Here is a 20363-nt window from a genome sequence, read left to right on the forward strand (position 1 = left end):
GAAGGGTCGCTGCGTCCAGCTGGACTCACGTGCCTGATTGATTTCGGGATGTGAGAGTAGTCTGTCTCATAAGCCTCACTTTGAGATGCTCAAACATCGTTCGACGAAAATACCATGGATCAAGGGGATTTATCGAATTGTAGCTTTCTGCCACGCAATAACTTTTCTAATCCCGTCTCTCAGAGGAACTTTGGGCTCGTAACCCAATGCTCTCGCCTTTTCGATTGATGCCATCTTGACGACGCTTAGAAATTGATGGGGCGGATCAGTTACCTGGATCAAATCTTTGCTTGCTCCAGTTTCTTCAATTATCATGTGGGCTACCTCCTCCATGGTGTGATATTCGTCGCTACCAATGTTGAAAGCCTCGTATTTCCCTGTTGGCTGCCTCTCTATGCAAAGAAGGAGTCCTTGGGCCAAGTCTGATACGTAACACCATGACCTTACGGCGCCCCGATGGACGACAATCTTCTGTCCGGTCAATGCATTATGTATGAAGTTACTAATTGCGCTGCGGTATTTTGAGGGTCGCTCTCCCTCACCGTATATCATAAACGGCCTGAGCGTCGTTGCGTGGAGTCCATAGTTGTCTACATAGTGCTTTACAATTGCTTCGCCGAATAATTTGCTGAGCGCATAAATGTTGGTCGTCATGAAAGGAGACATCGAATCGAGTTCTTCCTCTACTACTGGCTCCTTCTTGTCTAGAAGATGGCCGTAAACCTCGGATGTGCTGAAATAAACCAGCTTAGAGTTGTACTCTAGGCATAGCCTAATTATGTTGAGCGTACCTGTATCGTTGACATAAATCATTCTTTGCGGATGCTCTTCGCCTACCATCCTACCAACCTCTCCTGCCATATGCACGACCGTGTCAATTTTCTCACGCCGGAACACTCGGAAAAGATCCTCGAAAGATGTTACGTCCGCACGTACATAGTCACCGTAATCTGCAACTGCAAGATCGGCGCCAATCACGCCGTATCCCTTGTCTTTCAGATACTTGGAAATGTATGTGCCAAGGACTCCAAGAGCGCCCGTAAGTAATACCTTGGTCAAGACGCCGGCCCGCCTGTCGAAGCTGTCAGATAATGGTGTCTTAGTGAGCTCCAAACGTCGGGGAACTCCAGCTGCCATTTTTTCATATAACCTTGGAGTCTCTCCGTGTTGCCCCAAAAGGCCACTGGTTGTTTCTCCCCGCCTTGGCTTACAGTATAGTCAAACCCCTCAATCTCATTAAGAAAGCGTACTACATCCAAAACACTAAGTCGCGATTCATGGTTAATGTTCACCGTCTCTGAAAAGCGACTCTGCTTCGACAACTCCTCTGAGGATCTTACCAGAACTTGCGAAACAAATGATGAAGGCAACGGATTTAAGAATGAGCACCCTCCTCCTGCGATATTAACTTTTTCGCCAGAAAGAGAAGCCCTGCGACAAGCACTAACAAGCCTGCTCGCGCGCTCACCGGGACCGAACGCATACATCAAGCGATAGATCCAGAGACTATCCAACCTTGCGTCTTCATAATAGAATTGAGCGTAAGATTCGGCGGCTTTCTTTGAAATCGCATACGGGATGGTCGGGCAATGGTCAATCTGCTCGCCTATCTCCCCGCTTAGCCCGAAATAGACCGCTTGCGACGACAATAGGACTAGCTTGCCGCGAAAAAGTTGGATAAATCTGAGGAGTGACTCAGTGTTTAGGGCAAGGTCCTGTAGGGGGTTTTCCCAAGCAGCTCCGTGATTGTTGTTCCCTAGAACACAGATTGCTGAAGAGAAGTCGGCCACAACCCCGAGGTCGTTCTCGGCGTGTGAGGGCTCTAACAGATTTAGCCGGACTTTCTGAAGATCAGGTTGGATCCTTTCCGGATGCGATCTGTACGAAAACACAAACTGGTCTGACTTGGCGCTCGTCTGTATTTGGCTCTGAATCGCCTGGCCTATGAAGCCGCTTGCGCCTATTACCAGAGTCTTCTCCAATCTTATTCACCTAGAAGCTGAAGCTCAAAAGACCTTATCTGTGGTGTATCCGAGATCTTGACGAGTTCGTTTTCAAAGTACGATGAATCATATGGCATTTGTCTCATTTGTAACTCGACATCCTTTAACAGCTTCCGTGCTTGGCGCTGCAGAAAGGGGTTTGCGCGGACCGAACTATCCAGCAGGTAGTTGCATAGATATTGGGTGCTTTTTGGCAGAAAAAGGTGATCCTTTCTTCTTAGAGCAAGTGGTAAGAGCGCGGTGAAGCGCTCAAAAACGCCTTTCAGCATGCCTGATTTTGCCATGATTCGCATTATCCTGATTCGCGACAGTTGCTGTCCGATTGACATTTTTTCCTTGGACTTTGATGTCTGGGATCCATGAATCCTGTAGAAGACCGGCGAACCGTCGAGAGCGAGGCATTTAAGTCCCAGCGCACTGTATCGCATCCAGAGATCCCCGTCCGCATCCACATTTCTAAGTGACGGATCAAACTGTCCGTGCGCTTCGATGCAATCCCTCTTTATCATTATGGAGCTACCGTTTATCGGGTTGCGGAACATTAAACATGCTAGACGCAGTTTTGGATCGCTGAACAGAAAGTCGAGTGGCCGAAGCCTCGGTAGATAGCTGGGGCAAGAGAGGAGCGAATCAGACAGAGAGGGCCCTTGTACGAAGTTCCTATAATAGCTCCAGTCCGCCTTTGCCGCTCTCATCCTGGCATACTGCCTGGAGACCTTATCCGTTTCGCTAAAGGCGTCGTCAGCACTAAGCCAGCATATATACCTGCCACGAGCCTTTCCAAAGCCTTCGTGCAACGCCTTTGCCGCTCCCCTATTTGCGCCGATATCAATGATCTCGACTTTGACGCCACCTGAATCCCGTTGGAATCTGCTAACAAGCTCGACAGTTCCATCCGTAGAACCATCGTTTACCACCAACAGTTCTAGTGGTCTGTGAGTCTGGTTGATTACGGAACTGATCGAATCAGTGAGAAAGGCCTCGGCATTGAAGGCGGGGATAACTACGCTTACTAGTTCGGAGTCCAATCAGCTGCTCTTATGAACCTCTGTATCGCGTATTAATCCTTAGTGGCACTCCGTCTTCACCGATTCTCCTTTTCAGCAAAAAACGTAAATTGAGAACGTGTCTAACAGCGTCAATTGAAGCTCTGCCTCGTTTTCGGGACTCGGCCACAGATAATAAAATCGGTGCCCATAGTCCGTGAATGCCGTCGAAAGGACGTATCTCTAACGATAGTAAACACGGGCCAGCACTATGACTACGAGATGAGCCGGGTTTTTTTTGATAAACTCGGGCTACCCGAGCCGCAGTTCGACCTAGGAGTAGGATCGGGTACACACGCTCAACAGACTGGAAGTGTAATGGTCGCCACAGAGACCACGCTCTTGAAGATCAAGCCGGATATCTGCATAGTGCCTGGCGACACCAATTCCGCTATAGGTTCATGCCTTGCCTCGGTGAAGCTGAAGATTCCAGTCGCTCATCTTGAAGCTGGGTTGCGAAGCCACGAAGAGTTTATGGCCGAAGAAATCAATCGCAAAGTGATCGATCACAGCTCGCGCTATTTGTTCGCACCTACGCGCAACGCAGTGGACAACCTAGAGCGCGAAGGAATACCGAGCGACAAGATCACATTGACGGGCGACACGATGTACGATTTGTATCTGTCAGAAAAACCGTTGATTGATGCATCCGAACTACCAGACGACCGGCTTAGATCGGGCAATTATGTTTTGATGACCCTGCATAGGCAAGAGAACACCGAGGACGCAATTGCTCTGATCAGAGCCTTAGAGGCGGTCACAGCTCAAAAGATTAATGCTGTCCTGCCGGTGCATCCTAGGACTGCGGCCCTAATCGAACGGGAAGGACTGTCCAAACGAATTGGTGAGCAGTCTGACGTCATAATGACACCTCCCTTGCCATACCACCAGTTGATGAGAACTATGCGCGATGCCTCTGCTGTGCTCACTGATTCTGGCGGAGTGCAGAAGGAGGCTTTTATGAGCAAGGTGCCTTGCATAACCCTGAGGCCCAGTACAGAGTGGACCGAGACTGTTTCTACAGGCGGCAATATTCTTGTAAGCGAGATCGACGCTGAGCTACTAAAGGACACAATAAAGCACGTGCTGCAAGACCGTCAGAGAATAATAAACAACATTTCCAAAGCTGGCTCGCTGTTCGGTGATGGGAAGGCTGCAGAGCGGGCCATTCGCAGCTTATTGGCCTAGTGTACGCCAGTCATCCTTGCCCTCAGCCTCAAAGTCTGAAGCCTCCTGACGAAATGCCTGAGCTCAGGTTCAAAATAGTGAAAGTACGGGTCATGCTTCCATTTTCCTTCGAAGAAATAGTCGACAAGCATCCGCATGCTTGCTCGCTTTGATATGCCTGTTCCGCCGATACCCAAAACGTTTCTCAGGACACGAGCGAAGACGAAAAGCGGATGGTATCCCAGGCAGCGCATGGCGGGACCATACTCGATCCAGTTGTGGCCCGTGCCAAAGCTTCTGGTGTGCTCGTAACGAAGGTCCGAGATTTTTTTCACTTGGTAGCCGCTCTGCATCGCCTTGTAGAGAATCCAGGCTTCGTATCCGTAATATGGTGGATGGCGATACCCCACCTCCTCAAAGAACGACTCGCGAATCATCCTGCCGGCGCCTTCTGGCAGCGAAAGGTAGTCACTCTGCTTCAATTCGCGGGTGCCAGAGACTATGGCAAGTCTGGTATTATTTCTCATCTCATCTATCAGTCGAGATGCATAATCTCTTGGAAAGATCACGTCATCGCTTGAAATCAAAAGGAAGTCAAACTCCCTGCCCGTCTGCTGCTTGTACTCGCAAGCCGCGTTCCAGTTATGCACAATTCTTCGAATATCATAGCCCTTGTCAGGCAGCGTAATTACCTTAAGAGACGGATTCGTGTCGACAAGCTTCTCCAGTATCTTTGGTGTGGCATCCTTGGATCCGTCATCTACGACGCAGAGGAGGGATGGCGGGGTCGACTGATTCAGAATGGAAAGCAGAGAATCGTTGATCGTCTTTTGGCCATTCTTAACTGTAACAATGACCCAATATGTGGCATCACGCGCCATGTCGATTTGAAATGACTCAAGCGTCGCCTCTTATAGGTCTATAGAAGAAAATCATGATCCTAACTTCTGTGAGACTTTCATGGTTTTAGAAACAAAAATCCTGTACCATATCTCCAAGGCAAGCACCGACAACATCTTGTTTATGTAGCGAGGATTCAATTCCAGGGACTCGGGCTGAAGGCTGCGCATGGTCTTGTCAACCCATCGCCCGCTGATCAAGCCGTTTTTTACGACCTCTGATTTCCCGTTCACGTACATGTCAACGGTTTTTCTGCCGTACTTTTTCCACATTGATACGAGGTTTAGCGAAAAGCCCTTCTTTGATGTGGTGATAGGTCGCCCCTCGTATTTTGACAGCAGCCGGACCAGAGGCAACTTTCCCGTGTTTGCCGTGGTGTCATACTTCATTTCCCATGGAATGTGTGTCGCAAGCCTGATGATGGGCTCTGTAAGAAATACTGATTCGATCCTAAGGCCCAGCGAGGCTGAAAACGAAATATTAGCCGGAAGCCAATCAAAGAGCAGCTTGCCATTAAAGTCAGCCAGAAAAACCTGATCAAGCATCGGCAGGTTGTTGTCAAAGCTCGGCCTGAGTAGTTCGTAAATAGCGTCCCATGAGAAACAGACGGCGGTTCCGAACAATTCCTGCTGATCCGGAACCCAGTCGCGCTCGTGGCAGGACAGATATGCCTTAACTTTTTGCTGCCAAGTTTCGTTTGCAGCAACTAGGGACAGATATTTCTGGTACCTGAAAGTATATCCCCCAAAGGTTTCGTCGCCCCCGTCTCCCGTGTAGAAAATATTAGACATTTTCTTGCCCTCTAGGAGGGTGTAGTACTGGTACAGGTTCCATCGTGGTTCTTTCACAATTCCGATCAACTGCGGCAGGTCGGCCAGAACGTCCTCGACTATCAACGGAACAAAGTCGCAGTCCTGGGTGCGTGCAATCTCTCGCGCGGCACCGATTTCGTCATCCGAATCGCCAAACCCCATGGAAACACAGCTGACTCTGGCGCCGGGCAGAAATCTTAGAATCATCGACAAGGTGAGGCGCGAGTCAATCCCGCCGCTAAGCGACATGGCAACCCGGTCATATCGAAGCGTATCATGCAAAGTCAGGATTTCCTTTCTGGCTGCAGACTCTATCAGGCCGTCAATATCGTGCCGAACAGTCGGAGTAAAGTCACTTGGACGCAAAGGCAGCCTGACAGGATTTGCCAAGGGGTCGTACCTGAGCGTCATAATTCTTGAGATCGAGTCAGTATTTCTTTCCATGATAGCCGGGTTAGAATATCGGTAGAAAAGTACAGTATAAAAATTGGACGATGCTTGGCTGATGGTAGCTATAGCTCAATTCTCGCAAATTCAGATAACCTCCGGTCGCATTCTCTAACGTGGCTACATGAGGAATCTTGCTGAAAGCAATACTGAGGTCCATGGTATCTTCTCCCAGGATGTAGCAGTCCTGTGTGGCAGCTGTGACAGGGTTGTCAATGAATATTTCCGATGCATAAACTGTGGATGCAAGGTCTGCCTGAGCTGTTTCTCTGTCTCCCAGCCGCTCTGCCATCCTTGCGTTGAGGGCGAACAAGACTACTAGGAATTCGAAGCTTCCTAGTCTTTGTCGACTTCTACCTGTTCAAGTCTCTTGAGTGCCTGAACAATCTCTTCCTGAAGCTGAGCGATGCTCTTTTCCTCCGGAGCTGATATCAATTGATTACTTTCGACGCTTATGGCTGGCGGCTCCTCGGGTTTTTCCGGCTCGTTCTTTACTGCGATTTCGTCAACGATTTTCTTCAGCTGCGAGTCAGCAAGCACATCGGGCATTCCACGCCTTGAAATTTCCGACAATTTGGTGTCAATTGCCGAAATCCTGCTTTCTAGAATCGAGACGAGGTTGTTTCTCATCTCGGTCATATCTGCGTAATCTGCTACTGACTGAAGCTGGGAAAGTCGCGCGTTAATGGACTCCAGCTGCTTTTTGTACTTCAGCAGCAACCTGTCGCGCTCCATCCTGTCGACCCTGCCGTTTTGAGCAGCTTCGTAAACTCGGGCAATCGACTCTGAGCATAGCGATTTCTCGAATGAAAGGGCTGAAAGCTCCGCCTTGGCAGAAGCAACTGAGTTCACCGGACTCGGCTGTTGGGCGTCCGGAGTAGGGGCTTGGGAAGGCTGCACCGGCTTTTCGGTTTTTGCGATTGACCGTCTCGACTGGGTCATTTTTTGAATTACCGCTGCAGAAATTATTCCTGCGGCAGACGACCCTGCAATAGCAACCATTTCCATGCTCAATGACATCCCCCGCCTCTTGTCTGGAGAGCGGGTAAAGTTAAGTCTTTTGGAGCTATTGAATTTCGCCAAAAAAACTAGATTACTTGGCGTTTAATCCAACCGTAAGTACGGATTTTTGCATCGGGGTATCCGCACTTTGCGCAACGCTTTCCCCGCTTGTGATATGAATTGTGACCGCACCTCCTGCATCTGATGTGGGTCTTTTTGCGGGTGAAATTTCCCATCGAGGTAGTGCCTTTTGTCATGGTAGCTCTCCCTCTTTCACTTTGGCGGAGGCGATATTATGACGACGTTATCGCCACGTACAACGATCGTCCCCAAGTCGTTTGACTTGCCCTCTTCCAAAAGCTCAACGGATTCTTCCAAGAGCAAATTCATGTGTTGATCAAAGCCGTGAAGGTTACCCCTGATTACCTTGCCTCCTTTCAATTTGATAAGCACAACTTTGCCAAGGCTCTCATCGAGAACCTTTACTGCCATGTCAACGGACACGCGAATATCTACCTAGTCGTAAAGCAAGATTGGCTCATATATTAAAGTAAGCGTAGCAGGTTTTCACGCGTCGGCTGCAGGCGATTGGCTGCTCTGGCCGAAGGTTTGTCCTGCATTAAAGCATGCATTTCTTCTGGCTCATAACTGGGAAATCGCCAACGAGAGACCCTCGACAATTTCCTGGACCATCCTAGCGCCATGCTCCGCCGTGGCTTTTCGGGGGTCTCCCCACACACCGTTCCCGGTAAGCCGCGGAAAGGACCCCGGCATGTTTGTAATCGTGCCATACGCAGCTTCTGACTTGCCAAGTCTTCTGAGACCCGGCATCGCTTTGTCCATTCGCACGAGCTCTGGCGCAATATGCAGGAGTATCGATGTTTCCACAAAGCCCGCATGATCAAATTCTTGTTTTAGCTGGTGCCAATAGTGAAGCGAATGCACGCTCGATCCGCGTGGAGCTCCGTTCAACGTTGTCTGCGCGAGATACTGCAACGCGCCTACGTTGCCGTGATGACCGTTAACGAAAATTACTTCCTTGATGCCGTTCTCAAACAGAGATTTGCAAATATCCTCAGCAAGTGCGGAAAGGGTCCTGCTATTTAGAGAGATGTTGAACATTGGCGAATGTTCGTATGATATCCCATAAGCGATTACCGGCATCACAAAGCCCCCTGTTTTTGAGGCAACAAGACGCGAGACGTGCTCGGCTATTATCGAGTCCGTGGAGACTGGCAGGTGCGGGCCATGCTGCTCAAGAGACCCGACTGGCACTATTGCCCTGCGCGTTTTCGCGGACGCCGCCTTGAATTCGAGATTGCTCATGCCATAGACTGGGATGGACAATGCCGCCAATTAGCGCGAGGGGCTATGTTAAGAACTTATCCAACGGCTGTCTTGCCGCGCGCTCTTGCCAAAATTGTAATATGATCTATTTTAGTGGCGGCGCATCGACCAAACCACCTTATACAATCAGGCGCGGATGTGAACCTTTCCCCAGTACACTTCAAGCCTGTTTTCAAGGTACAACTTCACGGCCTCAAGAAGCGTATTTGCCTCTAACTCCTGCCCCTTGCGCTTAATCGTTTCAAGCGTGTCTCGGGACTGGGTCTTGAATGATTCCTGCGCGATAATCGGACCCTGATCGAGGTCCTCGGTTACAAAGTGAGCCGTACATCCGATAATCCTTGCTCCGCGCTCGTACGCTTGGACATAAGCATACGCACCGGGAAAAGCCGGCAGGAGGGAAGGGTGGATATTGATAATGCGGTTCGGATAGCGCCAAACAAAATTCGGGGTAAGTATGCGCATGTATCTTGCCAGCACTATAAGGTCAACGTTGTATTGCTCAATAAGCCGCAGGATCTTGTTCTCTGCCTCTATCTGGTCCGAGTGAATAACCGAGTGGAACGGGATGCCTTCCTCATCCGCCATTGCCTTCAGGCTGTTCTCACTCCCAATGATTACCGGAATGTTTGCCTTGATGGTTCTTTCTTTTCGGGCCTGCAGGATCTTTTCAAGGCAGTGAGGTTCTCTGCTCACCAATATCGCGACATTTCTCAAGCGGTCAGGCTCCTCGTAGTGAACCTTGATTTCCATCTCTAGCTTCTCGGCAAGCTCGGCAAGACCCTTGTCAAGGTTTTTTCGCTGAATTTTTGCGAAAGAGGCCTCGAGCTGCATTCCAAAGAGGCCCCTTACGACGTTTTGGTTTATCTTTTCAATGTTGCCGCCGTTTCTGAATATGAAATTCGTAATATCTGCCACGACGCCCTGCCTATCATTGCCAACGACAGTGATTTCCGCAAGCGTCTTTTCAGCGGGCAGAGCATCGCTCATCTGACTCTCAATCCATGGCTGTCGGCAAATAAACCTTAACCATGATTTCACTATCAGAAAAGCCGGCGGTAGCCGCAGCTAGCCGGAGCCTTTGATCCGCTTCATTACCACTTCAAAGTTGTTGAGAGGTACAATCTTCACGGTGTTGTACGCAGAAATTCCCGCTTCAATGCACAGCGATTCAATGTCGTGTGCGCTTTCAGCCTCCATGATTATCACCCATTCGTGCTCGAGCACCGACATGTAGAACCCGATGATTCTCTTGACATTAAATTTGGAGATTATGGTCTTGAACTTGTCGTCGATTTCGATAAACTTCTGTCTGCTCTGAGGGTTATTCAACGGACAGCCTTCTGGGCTATGAACTGCAAAGATTCCGAAAAGTTGGGCCATGGTAATGCGATCAATTCCCGGGTTAAATATTCATTTTCAGACGGAAACTGCATTGTAATCACGAACAATTAACTTTCTCGTACAATCAGTTGTTAAACCAAAAGAACCATGGAATCTTGTACCTTCATATATTTATAGAAGATAATATTGCATGATTCCTGCGGTCAATAGCTTTGGTGCTCGCCGGCGAGAAAATCAGCGTAATCATGTCGCACGATGTCGACTGGCCCTTAAGAGGGCCGTCAAGGCAGCACATTCTTCAGAGGAAGGATCGCTACGATGACGCCGTAATCAAGCGGGTGATAGAGGATAACAATTACAACCCTTATTTCGGAGTGCGTGATATCATGGAGATTGAGGACAAATACGGGATTAGATCCACCTTCTTCTTTAGACCGCTGTACGACGACGGGTCAAGCGTCGAGGAATATCGAGAGACCATCGAGAAGCTTTTGAGCGCGGGCTGGGAGGTTGGTGTGCACATCAATGAAGCTGACCTTCTGAGCTCCATTGAGAGGGAAAAGAGGGCGCTCGAGAAGGTCGCGAACCGCAGCATGCTAGGCTCTAGAGTGCATTACCTCAAGATCCGGCAGGACGATCTTTTCCTGCTCGAAAAAGCAGGAATAAAATATGATTCTTCAGTCTGCTTTTCAAAGGACAAGATCGACCGCCGCAACACCGGTTTCTTTGCCGTCGGAAACTTGATTGTGTTTCCGATAACGATCATGGACACCTACCTTTTCACCTACATGCACGTTCCCGAGGAACACGTTGTCGACAAGGTCAAGGATGCCATCGAGCTCGCCGGGCACGGTGGGATCGCAACCCTGCTCTGGCATGACAACTCGGTCAACATGAAGGGAGGCAGAATGTTCAAGAGCGTTGTCGATTACCTAGCGGGGAGAGATGATGTCGAAGTACTGCGAGGGATAGACGCATATGAGATGGTAAGCAACGGCCAGAGGCTGCGCGCAGACACACCGGGAAGGTAGATTATCACTGGCTTCATTTCAGCCGAAAGGAAGATCGGGGTTTTAGATGAAGAACAAGAAAGGCTGGAAGGTCGGCAAGGGTGCCCGGATTGTCCGGTCCAAGATCCAGGCGAGGCAGGTTGAAATCGGCGAGGGCTCCACTCTGGCTGGGGTTCACATCACTGCGCCAAGTCTTTCAGTTGGAAAGGATTCCCGCTTGGAGGAATGCAAGTTATTCTCGACCGACGGGCCAATCAGAATTGGCGACGGAGTGAACATCAAAGAGCGCTCTGTCCTCAACGCGTTCCGCGGCATATCGATTGGGGACCGGACGATCATCGACAGGGACGTGTTCGTAGGCGGCATGCAAAGCGAGAAAAGCGAACTCGCAGTCGGATCGGATTGCGTCATTTTGTACCGCTCATATCTGAATACCACGCGCAAGATTACGATTGGAAACGGCACCGGTGTCGGTGGATACGTAAGGATCTTTACTCATAGCGCGTGGCAGAACGCACTGACGGGAAATCCGGTAAGGTTTGCCGATGTAAACTTGGGAAATGACGTCTGGATCGCGTGGGATATTACCATAATGCCCGGGGTTACGGTACATGACAAAGCTACGGTGGGCACTGGAGCCTTGGTCACGAAGGATATCCCGCCGGACTGCATTGCAGTAGGAGTCCCCGCAAGGGTCGTAAAAGACAGGACGCGCGAACCCCAAGACCTTCCCGACAAGAACCGCTTGATGATAGACATCCTTAATGATTTTGAGGGCTATGCCGCGTCTTTTCTAAAGCTCCGAGTAAGCCTGAAAACCACTCGCGACTCTTGCATTGTCCGCATGCCCCACAACAGGGTACTTGAATTCCGGCCCTTTCTTGAAGACTTCAAAGAGCCGGATTCAAAAAGCGTGCTAATCTCCTTTAGAATTCCCAACGCTATCAAGCGCGGCGGGACTGAATGGGTCGAACTTGACACTCTAAGTGCAAAAGCTCCTTCGGCGACGGAGTTTATTGAGTTTATAAGAAGATATGGAGTACGGATACTGCAAGCAGACAAGCGATGAGTCAAGCTGTGCCCGTCTGAAACCTGCGGACTCCATTCGTTTTCTTGGCCGTTTGCGGATAGGACATGTTTCTTGCTGACAGCGTCTCCAGCGGCTTATGAAAAAGGACCTGGCACCCGATGGTTTTTCGGGCATGATGGATGGCCTTTTTCTAGCGCCTAGGTCAACGGTCAACGCTAATGCTTAAATACTACTATTGATAATTGAGCGCGTTGCACTCCGTACAAGGGCTATCTGAGGTTCTATAGATAATGTCCAGTGCCTCGAACGCTAGACTTTCTGCTCCCTGAGGAACTGCTTTTATGAAGGCTCAGCCGAGACCGCAAAAACAACCGACATCAAAGCCACGAAAAGACTACGACTACAACAAGCCGATTGGCAAGTGCGTAGTTTGCTATACGCTTTCGAGCTGGCATTGCTATGATTGTGGCAACGACTATTGCCAGACTCATTTTGACGACCATAAGGGCCGCAACCTGTGTTTAAAAGCAGCCTGAATCTCGATCGTGATTTTTCACTTATATGAGATATCAAACTCTCAAATGACGTAGTAAATGAGCAGGGAGCACTTCATTCTATTTTCCGTGATCGGCGGGTTTGTCGCCGTGGCGGTCGTTGTCGTCCTGTTCCACGGACTGCCTGAGGAAGGGGCAAGGGACTTCAACGCCCTATCCCAGGTCTCGATCAAGTCCGATATGGTTATCCTGAAGAATGCGACCTCGGGCGATGACACCTACGTCTACGCAATTAATGATGCAGCGGCCCAAGCTGTCAGAATTGCTGAAAACGACTCGCAGGTGATGAAAATTCTCGACGAATCGCGAGGAAGCACTGTTACCATTGTCGGTGTTCAGCCGACTGTCATGGAATCTAACAATGGAAACGAAATGCAAGGCTCTTCGGGCGAGGTTGTAATTACCTCCAACAGACAGTCAATAGCCGGCCAACCATACACCCAGCCAGATGACTTCTCCGGGATTGCGGGCAAGCCTGCCGAAGCACACCAGCAAGTCTGGAATGTTCTGATAGACATGGACTCAAAAAAAGTAGTCGACATCCAAACCGACCAGCAGCGAGTGATATACGGAACAATTCAAGAAAACTCTGTAATCACTGGCATGAACATGTTCATGCCCGACCAAGCCAAGGTCCCGCCAGGAACTCAGGTCACGTGGAATAACAACTCGAAGCTAGAACATAACGTAGTGGGAGTATTCAAAACTGATTCAGGCAAGAATATCGCCATCGACAGTGGCTTTATTCCGCCCGGGCGGTCGTGGAGTTACACTTTCCAGGATGCAGGGCTATTTGACTATCAGTGCACGATCCATTCGCAAGAAGGTATGAAGGGTGCGATCATTGTTACCAGCGCTTGAGTTCTCGGTAGTTTGTGCGCTCCAACGGACTAGGCAAAGGGATAGACTTCGCCTTCAATCCGTTCAATTTCGCGGTCACCCGCAAGGGAGAGTATCGTATCTAGACTTGTAACCACAGTCATTTGCAGATGGTTGTTGCCGTGATTTGCAGCGTAAGTTCCAACTCGGTGGAATAGCTCGGATCGTTTCCTGTCCGCATCGACTCCTTTTTCAAGGTGCAGCTCAAGATAGAATGATTGCTTTTCCTCGGTAGGGTACTTTCGACTAAGTATGGATGACCTGATTAACAGGAGCGGGTCAATCGATGGCGCCTTGTCGCGTAGAGTTCGCACCAACTGGTCATATTCTCTGAGGATCTCTTCTGCGGACATTTGTTGCTGTTTTGGAGCTCTCCAAAATATTTGTTATGCCGTTTACTGGTGGCTTTCAAAAGCGTTGTCGCAGTGCGCAACGATTACCCTGCCCATAGCCTCCTTTACCAGATCCTATGTAACACGGGTGGATATTGATGTGCGAATGATTAGGAGGTAGCTCCGCGGCATTCAGTAATTGTATTACGACAAAACAAAAACCGACTTACCCTGACTGGACTTACCCTGACTGTGTACTTTTTGTCAAAGCTGAATCCCGAGGGGTTGGAACGTATTTATGCTCTATTCATACAGCATCTTCCCCGTGTCCAAGGAAAAAGTCAATGTGGTCGGGATCAACGTTCTAAAACAAAACGGAGCCGACGTTGACGAGATTTCCAAATTACTGGTCTACAACGCGTCGGTTGAGTTTGCTGCCTATTATTACTTTACAAACCTCAGAGTTCATTGCACTGGACTCGATGGCGAAGCGGTAAAGGGAGTAATTGAGGACGCCCGTCTTGAAGACCTCAGTCACTTTGAGTCATGCATCCAGCGGATTTACGAGCTTGGTGGGCGCCTGCCTGTAGACGCATTGGATTTCATAAGGATGTCAGGCTGTGAATTCCTACAGCTCCCTTCTTCAAATCCAAGCGACTTGAAAGCCATTCTCGAAAAGTGCCTAAAAGCCGAACAGGGCGCCATAGTAAACTGGAACAAGCTGTGCAATCTGACTATTGGAAAAGATCCGGCTACATACGACATCGCAAAGGATATCCTGAAAGAGGAAATCGAGCATGAATCTTGGTTTATGGAACTGCTCTATGGCAGGCCCTCAGGGCATATGAGGAGGAGGTATTCCGGAGAAAGGCCACACTCTCGGAAACACTCCCGCTCACTGGATTCCCTGTAAACTTTACCCTTAGAGCATCCCGGGATCTTTCTTGGCGTGTGGTAATGCGAAGCGCGCTGCGCTTTGGTCCGCATGTTTTGTTTGTATATTTGAAACTAATTGCACGACCATGCTGTCGAAGTTATCCATTAAAACAGTGCGGGGGGTGGGATTTGAACCCACGAACCCCTAAGGGACGGGATCACCCATTGGATAAGATCTTAAGTCCCGCGTCTCCAAGATTTTCGCCTATTTGGCCGGGCTCTACAACCCCCGCGGCTCATGTTCCATTATTGATTCAGTAATTAAATCTTGATTGTCGCGCCAAATGCTTGCCGCGATGGACGCAATTCAGATACGTTAATCAAACCCCTCACAACAGATGTTCAAGTCATCGCCTTGGTAGCTCAGCCTGGTAGAGCGTTACCTTGGTAAGGTAGAGGTCGCGGGTCCGAATCCCGCCCAAGGCTTCTTTTGTATGGACCGAGAGGATTTAGACGAATATGGATTTCCGGGCTCTAAACACAAACATGAATACCATTATCTCGGCATTTTCAGCCAAGATAAAACTGATTATCTTTGTATAATAGCCGTGCAGAGTAGCATCGGTGCTTGCCAGCGTAAGGGCCATTATATCCACTGGTGAGAACAACTGCAAGTTATGGCGCAGCTGCGACTTTAACGGTTCGTCCGTTGACAGTAGAGCAAAGGAATCAGCAAATTGTTGCTGATTTATCTGCAGAACGATCAGGCTGTCGGAATATTTCGAGTATCCGTATTCTGTCAGAATCAGGATGGATACAAGCAGAGTTATGCAAGCAAACCCGCTCAGGTAAAGGAGTCTCTTCCTGTACCAAGAGAGCAGCACCGCATCGGTGCGGACGCCATATTTGCGCAGCGGGGTGAATTTCAGGGCGCCGTAAAAGACTGCAAATGTTATCGAAACGGAACCCAGAGTACCGAACCACCCGTTAGGCAGGATAACGCCGAATGAAAGCCTGACAAGCAGCAATAACGCGAACCAAGATGCCAGAACAACAAATTTGTCGCGGTTGGCACCGAAATACTGTTTTTGCTGATCTAGCATCAGGCTTTACCGACTTCTCACGTTGCTTTCTTATTAACTCTCTCACGCGAAGAAAACTAAGTTTTCCAATTCTAGAACCAATGTCGCGTATCTTTCGGATTAAGGGTCTATGCGACCTTTGTGAATTCCTACAATGCTCTGGGGCGTACCAAAAGTTTAAAGTCGAACGGTGAGGATTGCGTAACAGTGGCTCGGCTATCGCATGAAATCAAGTTAGTATATTCTGCAAAGGACATTCCCAATATTACACGTCCGCGGCTAGTGTGCGGCTTTCCAGGAAGCGGCTACGTTGGCAAACTGGCCATCGACCACCTTATTCAGGAACTGAACGCGAAAAAGCTCGCCGACATTTACACGAGCGCCTTTCCACCACAGGTAATGATACGAGAAGACGGCACGATAGAGCTCATGAAGAACTCGATTTACTGGTGGTCAAATGAAAAAACCAGCCTTCTGCTTCTCACTGGCGACTCGCAGCCTGCCAATCCTGATGCAGAGTACGCGCTCGCCGAGGAAATCCTGAGTTTTGCAAAGCAGTTTGATACCGCCGAGGTGTTTACACTGGCGGCATATATAACCGGCCTCTTTGTTGACAAGCCGAAGGTTTTCGGCACCGCAACCGACCCTGAAATTATCGGCTCTTTTGATTCAAGAAATATTATCAAAATGGACGGGGGGAGCATCACCGGGATGAATGGGCTGATACTTGGAATTTCGAGGCTTTCGGGAATGCGGGGCACATGCTTGCTGGGGGAAACCTCCGGGTATGTTGTCGATGCGAAAGCGTCAAAGGCGGTTCTGGAAGTACTGCTTCCGATGCTGGATATTCAGATGGATATGACGAATCTAGAAAAACGGGCAAAAGACACGGAGCTTCTCATCCAAACAATTGAGCAGCAAATGGGGATGGGAAAGCGAGGTCAATTTGAAGGTCAGCAAATGAATCAAAAGCCCCGCGACACGGGCTATATCGCCTAAACTCGCTTGAGCTTGCCGAACTTGCCGATGCTCAGGCTGTTTTCTCCCTTGTAGGTATTGATGTACCCGTTTTCCACCGCGACCTTGTCGCCTGCCTGAACTTTGCCGATATCGTCGCCCCACAGTGAAAGCTTGATGCTGCCGCTCTCGTCAGAAATAATCGCGTCTGCCACAGTATTCGTTCCTCCCGTCTTTAGGTTTACTGTCCTGGTCTCGCCTACGCTGTCGATCTTGCCAGTAACGCTGACGTTTCGCATGCCTGCCCGCAGCTCGCTAATTTTCATCTTTCAAAGGTAGCGGGAATAACTTGTAATAAAGGTTAGCCCTGAGGCAAGGGGTTAAAGTCGTCTAAATGCTTGATCGCTTTTTTAGGGTGAGTGCGAAAACCGCAAGAAGCCATCATCAATGCTGCGGCAGACTGCCCGACACCATGACGGGGTTTCCGCAATCAGTACAGACGAGCCGTGTTCCGGTTATTGTCCTCTCCCTCACTTCGTGCAGCGTCTTTGAATGACATTTTGTGCATAAGCGTGACATGGTTTCGGGTTTGGGCATATTTGCGACGTCTGTATTTGTATCACCTTCCAAATTAACTTTTCACGCACCCTGCCGCAAGTAAGAAATAAGGTCAGGTAGCGCCGGATAAAAGTGTCCGTGGAGGGGTAGCGAAGCCCGGTCAACCGCGCAGGACTCAAGATCAATGCGCACGGACGCCCATTGTCCCTCCGACAATGCGTAACCTGGAGAGATAAGTGATCCCGTCCCTTAGGGGTTCGTGGGTTCAAATCCCACCCCCTCCACCACTTTCGAGAGGAGGGTCGCAAGGTTCAAATTGATTTTTCGCTCCGGGATTCCCCGGCGTGGCTCGCAAGTCCGCGGTCCTAATTCCTGTCATAATTGCCGCGGTTGCCATCGGCATCATAGGTCTGGCCTTTACGCCTCAAGAAGTCAAGCAATCGAAGGCTGATTTTCCGAAGGGAACGGTCAGGATAAACGACGACGTAATAACTGTGGAAATTGCCCAGAGCGCCGCTGAGAAACAAAGATGGCTAACCTTCCAGTCTGACAAGCTGCCCCTTGACACAGCGCTTTTAATGAAATATGAGACTCCTGACCTCTATCAGGTTTGGATGCTTAACATAGAGTATAACCTGGATCTCGTGTGGTTCGATTCTTCCGGCAAAGCCGTGTATTTACTCAAGGACGTGCCGCCGTGCCAGAACCTTGTAGAGTCTCAGAGTTGCACCTACAAGACCACTGTGCCCGCGCAATATGTGATTGCGGCAACGGCCGGGTTTATAGACGCACATCGGATAACCACAGGCTCTCAGATGACGCTCATATCAGTTTGATTGTTCCAGCGGCAAATCACTTGCTAATCGAGCTCTTCAGTTCTTCGTAGGCCGTTCTCACCTCGTCGACCGCAGCTCCGTCCTCTAGCGTACTGATATCTCCGATGTTCTGGCCAGACGCTATTGACTTTAAGAGGCGTCGCATTATCTTGCCGCTCCTGGTCTTTGGCAGCCGCTCAACAAAGTGAATCTCCTCGGGAGTTGCAATTGGGCCTACCGAGTTTCGGATGTGTCCGGAGAGTTCCTTCTTTAGCTCTGAAGTCTTTGAAAAGCCCTCTTTCAGAACGACGAACGCAATAATCGCGTCGCCCTTTGTCTTGTCCGGCCTGCTAGTTACGGCTGACTCTGCTACGGCGGAATGGGAAACGAACGCGCTTTCAAGTTCCATGGTCCCGAGCCTGTGACCTGCGACTTTCAACACATCATCAGCCCTGCCAAGCAACCAGAGGTAGCCGTCAGTGTCCGATAGCGCATAGTCGCCGGGATAGTAATATGCCCGGCCGTGGCCAGAAAACTTTTCCCAGTAGGTCTTTTGATATTTCTCCTTGTCTCCCCAGAGTCCTAGCAACATACCCGGCCAAGGGCGCTTTATGACAAGATAACCCTTTGTTCCCGGTTCTACCGGGGCGCCGTTCTCGTCTACAAGCCCTACATCGACCCCTGGCACCGGAAGCGTGGCAGATCCGGGCTTCATTGGGATAGTCTCTATCGCTGGGCACATGCTTAGCATAATGCCTCCGGTTTCTGTCTGCCACCAAGTGTCAATTATGGGACAGTTTTCATTCCCTATGTTTTTGAAATACCACATCCATACCTCGGGGTTGATGGGTTCGCCTACCGTTCCTAGCAAGCGCAGTGATGAGAGGTCGAACGACTTTGGGACTGATTCCCCATACTTCATGTACATCCTGATCGCCGTAGGGGTCGTGTACAGGATTGTCGCGCCGTGCTTTTCGACCAGCGCCCAGTAGCGGTTTGGTTTCGGAAAGTCCGGCGCACCTTCGTACATGATTTGCGTCACACCGTGCATCAGCGGAGCATAGACCATGTAGCTGTGGCCCGTCACCCACCCGATGTCTGCGGTGCAGAAAAAGATGTCCTCGTCTTTGAAATCAAACACCCATTTGGCCGTCGCATAAAGATGTGTGAGGTACCCCCCGGTGCCGTGCATGACACCCTTGGGCTTTCCCGTCGTGCCAGATGTGTATAGAATGAAAAGAGGATGAGTGCTTTCCACCATCTCGGCGGGGCAGTGCCCCTTGGCGCTTTCCAGAAGTTCATGCCACCAGAGGTCTTTGGGCCCGAGCTTTGCCTCCAGTCCCAGCCGCTTTAGAACTATAACGTGTTTTACCGAGTCTGGCGGAGCTCCGACCGTCTTGCCCTCAAGCACCTCGTCTACGACGCGTTTGAGTTCAATTACTTTGCCCTTTCTTACCGCGCCATCCGCAGTGATAATGACCTTTGACCCAGCATCATTGAGCCTGTCTGAAAGTGCCTGAGAACTGAAACCCGAGAAAACGACAGAGTGCGTTGCACCTATCCTTGCACAGGCAAGCATTGCAATCGTAAGCTCCGGCACCATGGGCAGGTATATCGTGACCCTGTCACCCTTTTCCACACCTAGTGACTTTAGGACGTTTGCAAGCTTGTTGACGAGGCTGTATAGCTGAAAGTAGGTAAGTGTCCGAGTTTCGCCCCCTTCTCCTTCCCAGATAATTGCTGCCTTGTTCTTTCTTTCGGTGCTTATGTGTCGGTCGAGGCAGTTAACAGAGGCGTTCAAGAGTCCGCCGGAAAACCACTTTGCATAAGGCGGCTTCCAGTCGAGTACGGTGTCCCATTCCTTGAACCAAACCAAGTTTCTTGCCTGCTCGGACCAAAACTGTTCAGGATCGCTCAGGGCAGCGTTCATCATCTTTTCCACCCGCCTGCCTGGCTTGACCGTCACGTGCATTTTCCCGCCTTCTTCATAAATTCTCGAAGGACTAGACAATAGCGTCCAAGAAACTTTGTTTGTTTTTAAACCTATTTGCCATCAGGGGGCAAATGAGAGGGCCTTGTATCTAGTGACGGCAAGTAGTATATCAGATGCGTTGAGCGGATGCGAAGATCAAACGCCTCAGGAGCGGAAAAGGAGAATCGGCTGCTAAAGGCCAATCAAAGGGCGTCGCCGCGGAGAAGCGA

At 49.9% G+C, this 20363-nt stretch carries 22 protein-coding genes and 3 tRNA genes; 9 read left to right on the forward strand and 16 right to left on the reverse strand.

Annotated features, from left to right (window positions below):
- Nucleotides 1-129: 129 nt before the first annotated feature.
- Genes ABI361_03740 through ABI361_03750 form a run of 3 tightly spaced genes read right to left on the reverse strand, consistent with a single transcriptional unit; the run spans nucleotide 130 to nucleotide 3031 of the window.
- Nucleotides 130-1059 (reverse strand): NAD(P)-dependent oxidoreductase, encoded by a 930-nt coding sequence (locus ABI361_03740; protein MEO9319766.1) that lies wholly within the window; start codon nucleotides 1057-1059, stop codon nucleotides 130-132.
- Entirely contained in the window at nucleotides 1056-1982 is a 927-nt protein-coding gene (locus tag ABI361_03745) for an NAD(P)-dependent oxidoreductase (GenBank protein MEO9319767.1), read from the reverse strand. Before ABI361_03745 ends, ABI361_03740 begins: the two co-directional genes overlap by 4 nt.
- A gap of 2 nt (nucleotides 1983-1984) precedes the next feature.
- Nucleotides 1985-3031: a glycosyltransferase family 2 protein gene (locus ABI361_03750; GenBank protein ID MEO9319768.1), complete on the reverse strand. Its 1047-nt coding sequence runs from the start codon at nucleotides 3029-3031 to the stop codon at nucleotides 1985-1987.
- A 114-nt stretch (nucleotides 3032-3145) separates the two neighbouring features.
- Here ABI361_03750 and wecB point away from each other — a divergent pair, with 114 nt between their 5' ends.
- Nucleotides 3146-4237 (forward strand): UDP-N-acetylglucosamine 2-epimerase (non-hydrolyzing), encoded by a 1092-nt coding sequence (gene wecB, locus ABI361_03755; GenBank protein MEO9319769.1) that lies wholly within the window; start codon nucleotides 3146-3148, stop codon nucleotides 4235-4237.
- On the opposite strand, the gene ABI361_03760 is transcribed toward wecB, so the two are convergent.
- The 8 genes from ABI361_03760 to ABI361_03795 form a co-directional block, all read right to left on the reverse strand.
- On the reverse strand, nucleotides 4234-5097 hold the full coding sequence (locus ABI361_03760; GenBank protein MEO9319770.1) for a glycosyltransferase family A protein: 864 nt from the start codon (nucleotides 5095-5097) through the stop codon (nucleotides 4234-4236). The genes wecB and ABI361_03760 overlap by 4 nt on opposite strands.
- A 51-nt stretch (nucleotides 5098-5148) precedes the next feature.
- The gene (locus ABI361_03765; GenBank protein ID MEO9319771.1) at nucleotides 5149-6372 is read right to left on the reverse strand and encodes an asparagine synthase C-terminal domain-containing protein; all 1224 of its coding nucleotides are present in this window, start codon (nucleotides 6370-6372) and stop codon (nucleotides 5149-5151) included.
- 339 nt (nucleotides 6373-6711) lie between these two features.
- Complete coding sequence (locus tag ABI361_03770) at nucleotides 6712-7389, reverse strand: hypothetical protein (protein ID MEO9319772.1); 678 nt, start codon at nucleotides 7387-7389, stop codon at nucleotides 6712-6714.
- 74 nt (nucleotides 7390-7463) lie between these two features.
- The gene (locus tag ABI361_03775) at nucleotides 7464-7634 is read right to left on the reverse strand and encodes a 50S ribosomal protein L37e (GenBank protein MEO9319773.1); all 171 of its coding nucleotides are present in this window, start codon (nucleotides 7632-7634) and stop codon (nucleotides 7464-7466) included.
- A gap of 16 nt (nucleotides 7635-7650) precedes the next feature.
- Nucleotides 7651-7881: an LSM domain-containing protein gene (locus tag ABI361_03780; protein MEO9319774.1), complete on the reverse strand. Its 231-nt coding sequence runs from the start codon at nucleotides 7879-7881 to the stop codon at nucleotides 7651-7653.
- A gap of 138 nt (nucleotides 7882-8019) precedes the next feature.
- A complete protein-coding gene (locus ABI361_03785; protein MEO9319775.1) occupies nucleotides 8020-8703 on the reverse strand; it encodes a creatininase family protein in 684 nt (227 codons plus the stop codon).
- A gap of 147 nt (nucleotides 8704-8850) precedes the next feature.
- Entirely contained in the window at nucleotides 8851-9714 is an 864-nt protein-coding gene (locus tag ABI361_03790) for a formyltetrahydrofolate deformylase (protein MEO9319776.1), read from the reverse strand.
- Between the two features lie 78 nt (nucleotides 9715-9792).
- On the reverse strand, nucleotides 9793-10056 hold the full coding sequence (locus ABI361_03795; protein MEO9319777.1) for a hypothetical protein: 264 nt from the start codon (nucleotides 10054-10056) through the stop codon (nucleotides 9793-9795).
- Between the two features lie 224 nt (nucleotides 10057-10280).
- Here ABI361_03795 and ABI361_03800 point away from each other — a divergent pair, with 224 nt between their 5' ends.
- The 3 genes from ABI361_03800 (at nucleotide 10281) to ABI361_03810 (ending at nucleotide 13523) form a co-directional block, all read left to right on the forward strand.
- On the forward strand, nucleotides 10281-11099 hold the full coding sequence (locus tag ABI361_03800; protein MEO9319778.1) for a hypothetical protein: 819 nt from the start codon (nucleotides 10281-10283) through the stop codon (nucleotides 11097-11099).
- 46 nt (nucleotides 11100-11145) lie between these two features.
- Nucleotides 11146-12147 carry an acyltransferase gene (locus tag ABI361_03805; GenBank protein ID MEO9319779.1) on the forward strand — a complete coding sequence of 334 codons (1002 nt, stop codon included), beginning with the start codon at nucleotides 11146-11148 and terminating at the stop codon, nucleotides 12145-12147.
- Nucleotides 12148-12701: 554 nt separating this feature from the next.
- Nucleotides 12702-13523: a plastocyanin/azurin family copper-binding protein gene (locus ABI361_03810; protein ID MEO9319780.1), complete on the forward strand. Its 822-nt coding sequence runs from the start codon at nucleotides 12702-12704 to the stop codon at nucleotides 13521-13523.
- A gap of 29 nt (nucleotides 13524-13552) precedes the next feature.
- Here ABI361_03810 and ABI361_03815 read toward each other — a convergent pair whose 3' ends face one another.
- Nucleotides 13553-13894, reverse strand: a complete 342-nt coding sequence (locus ABI361_03815) for a hypothetical protein (GenBank protein MEO9319781.1) — start codon at nucleotides 13892-13894, stop codon at nucleotides 13553-13555.
- A 304-nt stretch (nucleotides 13895-14198) separates the two neighbouring features.
- Between ABI361_03815 and dps the strand changes: the two genes are divergently transcribed.
- Nucleotides 14199-14786 carry a DNA protection during starvation protein gene (dps, locus tag ABI361_03820; GenBank protein ID MEO9319782.1) on the forward strand — a complete coding sequence of 196 codons (588 nt, stop codon included), beginning with the start codon at nucleotides 14199-14201 and terminating at the stop codon, nucleotides 14784-14786.
- 137 nt (nucleotides 14787-14923) lie between these two features.
- Here the strand turns inward: dps and ABI361_03825 are convergent.
- Nucleotides 14924-15042 (reverse strand) — tRNA-Leu (locus ABI361_03825).
- Nucleotides 15043-15161: 119 nt separating this feature from the next.
- Here ABI361_03825 and ABI361_03830 point away from each other — a divergent pair.
- Nucleotides 15162-15235: transfer RNA gene (locus ABI361_03830), tRNA-Thr, on the forward strand.
- A 23-nt stretch (nucleotides 15236-15258) separates the two neighbouring features.
- Here the strand turns inward: ABI361_03830 and ABI361_03835 are convergent.
- Nucleotides 15259-15852 carry a hypothetical protein gene (locus ABI361_03835; GenBank protein MEO9319783.1) on the reverse strand — a complete coding sequence of 198 codons (594 nt, stop codon included), beginning with the start codon at nucleotides 15850-15852 and terminating at the stop codon, nucleotides 15259-15261.
- A 186-nt stretch (nucleotides 15853-16038) separates the two neighbouring features.
- Here ABI361_03835 and ABI361_03840 point away from each other — a divergent pair, with 186 nt between their 5' ends.
- Nucleotides 16039-16830, forward strand: a complete 792-nt coding sequence (locus tag ABI361_03840) for a proteasome assembly chaperone family protein (GenBank protein ID MEO9319784.1) — start codon at nucleotides 16039-16041, stop codon at nucleotides 16828-16830.
- Here the strand turns inward: ABI361_03840 and ABI361_03845 are convergent.
- Nucleotides 16827-17114: a DNA-binding protein gene (locus ABI361_03845; GenBank protein MEO9319785.1), complete on the reverse strand. Its 288-nt coding sequence runs from the start codon at nucleotides 17112-17114 to the stop codon at nucleotides 16827-16829. The two genes, ABI361_03840 and ABI361_03845, sit on opposite strands and share 4 nt — an antisense overlap.
- Nucleotides 17115-17486: 372 nt before the next feature.
- Here ABI361_03845 and ABI361_03850 point away from each other — a divergent pair.
- Both ABI361_03850 and ABI361_03855 read left to right on the forward strand, forming a co-directional pair.
- Nucleotides 17487-17633 (forward strand) — tRNA-Leu (locus ABI361_03850).
- A gap of 57 nt (nucleotides 17634-17690) precedes the next feature.
- Nucleotides 17691-18182, forward strand: coding sequence for a DUF192 domain-containing protein (locus ABI361_03855; GenBank protein MEO9319786.1), 492 nt, complete (start codon nucleotides 17691-17693; stop codon nucleotides 18180-18182).
- A 16-nt stretch (nucleotides 18183-18198) separates the two neighbouring features.
- On the opposite strand, the gene acs is transcribed toward ABI361_03855, so the two are convergent.
- A complete protein-coding gene (acs, locus tag ABI361_03860; GenBank protein ID MEO9319787.1) occupies nucleotides 18199-20133 on the reverse strand; it encodes an acetate--CoA ligase in 1935 nt (644 codons plus the stop codon).
- Between the last annotated feature and the right edge of the window lie 230 nt (nucleotides 20134-20363).

The organism is Nitrososphaera sp., assembly GCA_039938515.1.
In the GTDB taxonomy this organism is placed as follows: Archaea; Thermoproteota; Nitrososphaeria; order Nitrososphaerales; family Nitrososphaeraceae; genus Nitrososphaera.

Bases quoted from the DNA above. Each gene is read 5' to 3' on its own strand.
- ABI361_03760 (MEO9319770.1), bottom strand. From the start codon at position 5,097: ATGGCGCGTGATGCCACATATTGGGTCATTGTTACAGTTAAGAATGGC.
- ABI361_03765 (MEO9319771.1), bottom strand. From the start codon at position 6,372: ATGGAAAGAAATACTGACTCGATCTCAAGAATTATGACGCTCAGGTAC.
- ABI361_03775 (MEO9319773.1), bottom strand. From the start codon at position 7,634: ATGACAAAAGGCACTACCTCGATGGGAAATTTCACCCGCAAAAAGACC.
- ABI361_03785 (MEO9319775.1), bottom strand. From the start codon at position 8,703: ATGAGCAATCTCGAATTCAAGGCGGCGTCCGCGAAAACGCGCAGGGCA.
- ABI361_03790 (MEO9319776.1), bottom strand. From the start codon at position 9,714: ATGAGCGATGCTCTGCCCGCTGAAAAGACGCTTGCGGAAATCACTGTC.
- ABI361_03805 (MEO9319779.1), top strand. From the start codon at position 11,146: ATGAAGAACAAGAAAGGCTGGAAGGTCGGCAAGGGTGCCCGGATTGTC.
- ABI361_03810 (MEO9319780.1), top strand. From the start codon at position 12,702: ATGAGCAGGGAGCACTTCATTCTATTTTCCGTGATCGGCGGGTTTGTC.
- ABI361_03815 (MEO9319781.1), bottom strand. From the start codon at position 13,894: ATGTCCGCAGAAGAGATCCTCAGAGAATATGACCAGTTGGTGCGAACT.
- ABI361_03835 (MEO9319783.1), bottom strand. From the start codon at position 15,852: ATGCTAGATCAGCAAAAACAGTATTTCGGTGCCAACCGCGACAAATTT.
- ABI361_03845 (MEO9319785.1), bottom strand. From the start codon at position 17,114: ATGAAAATTAGCGAGCTGCGGGCAGGCATGCGAAACGTCAGCGTTACT.
- acs (MEO9319787.1), bottom strand. From the start codon at position 20,133: ATGCACGTGACGGTCAAGCCAGGCAGGCGGGTGGAAAAGATGATGAAC.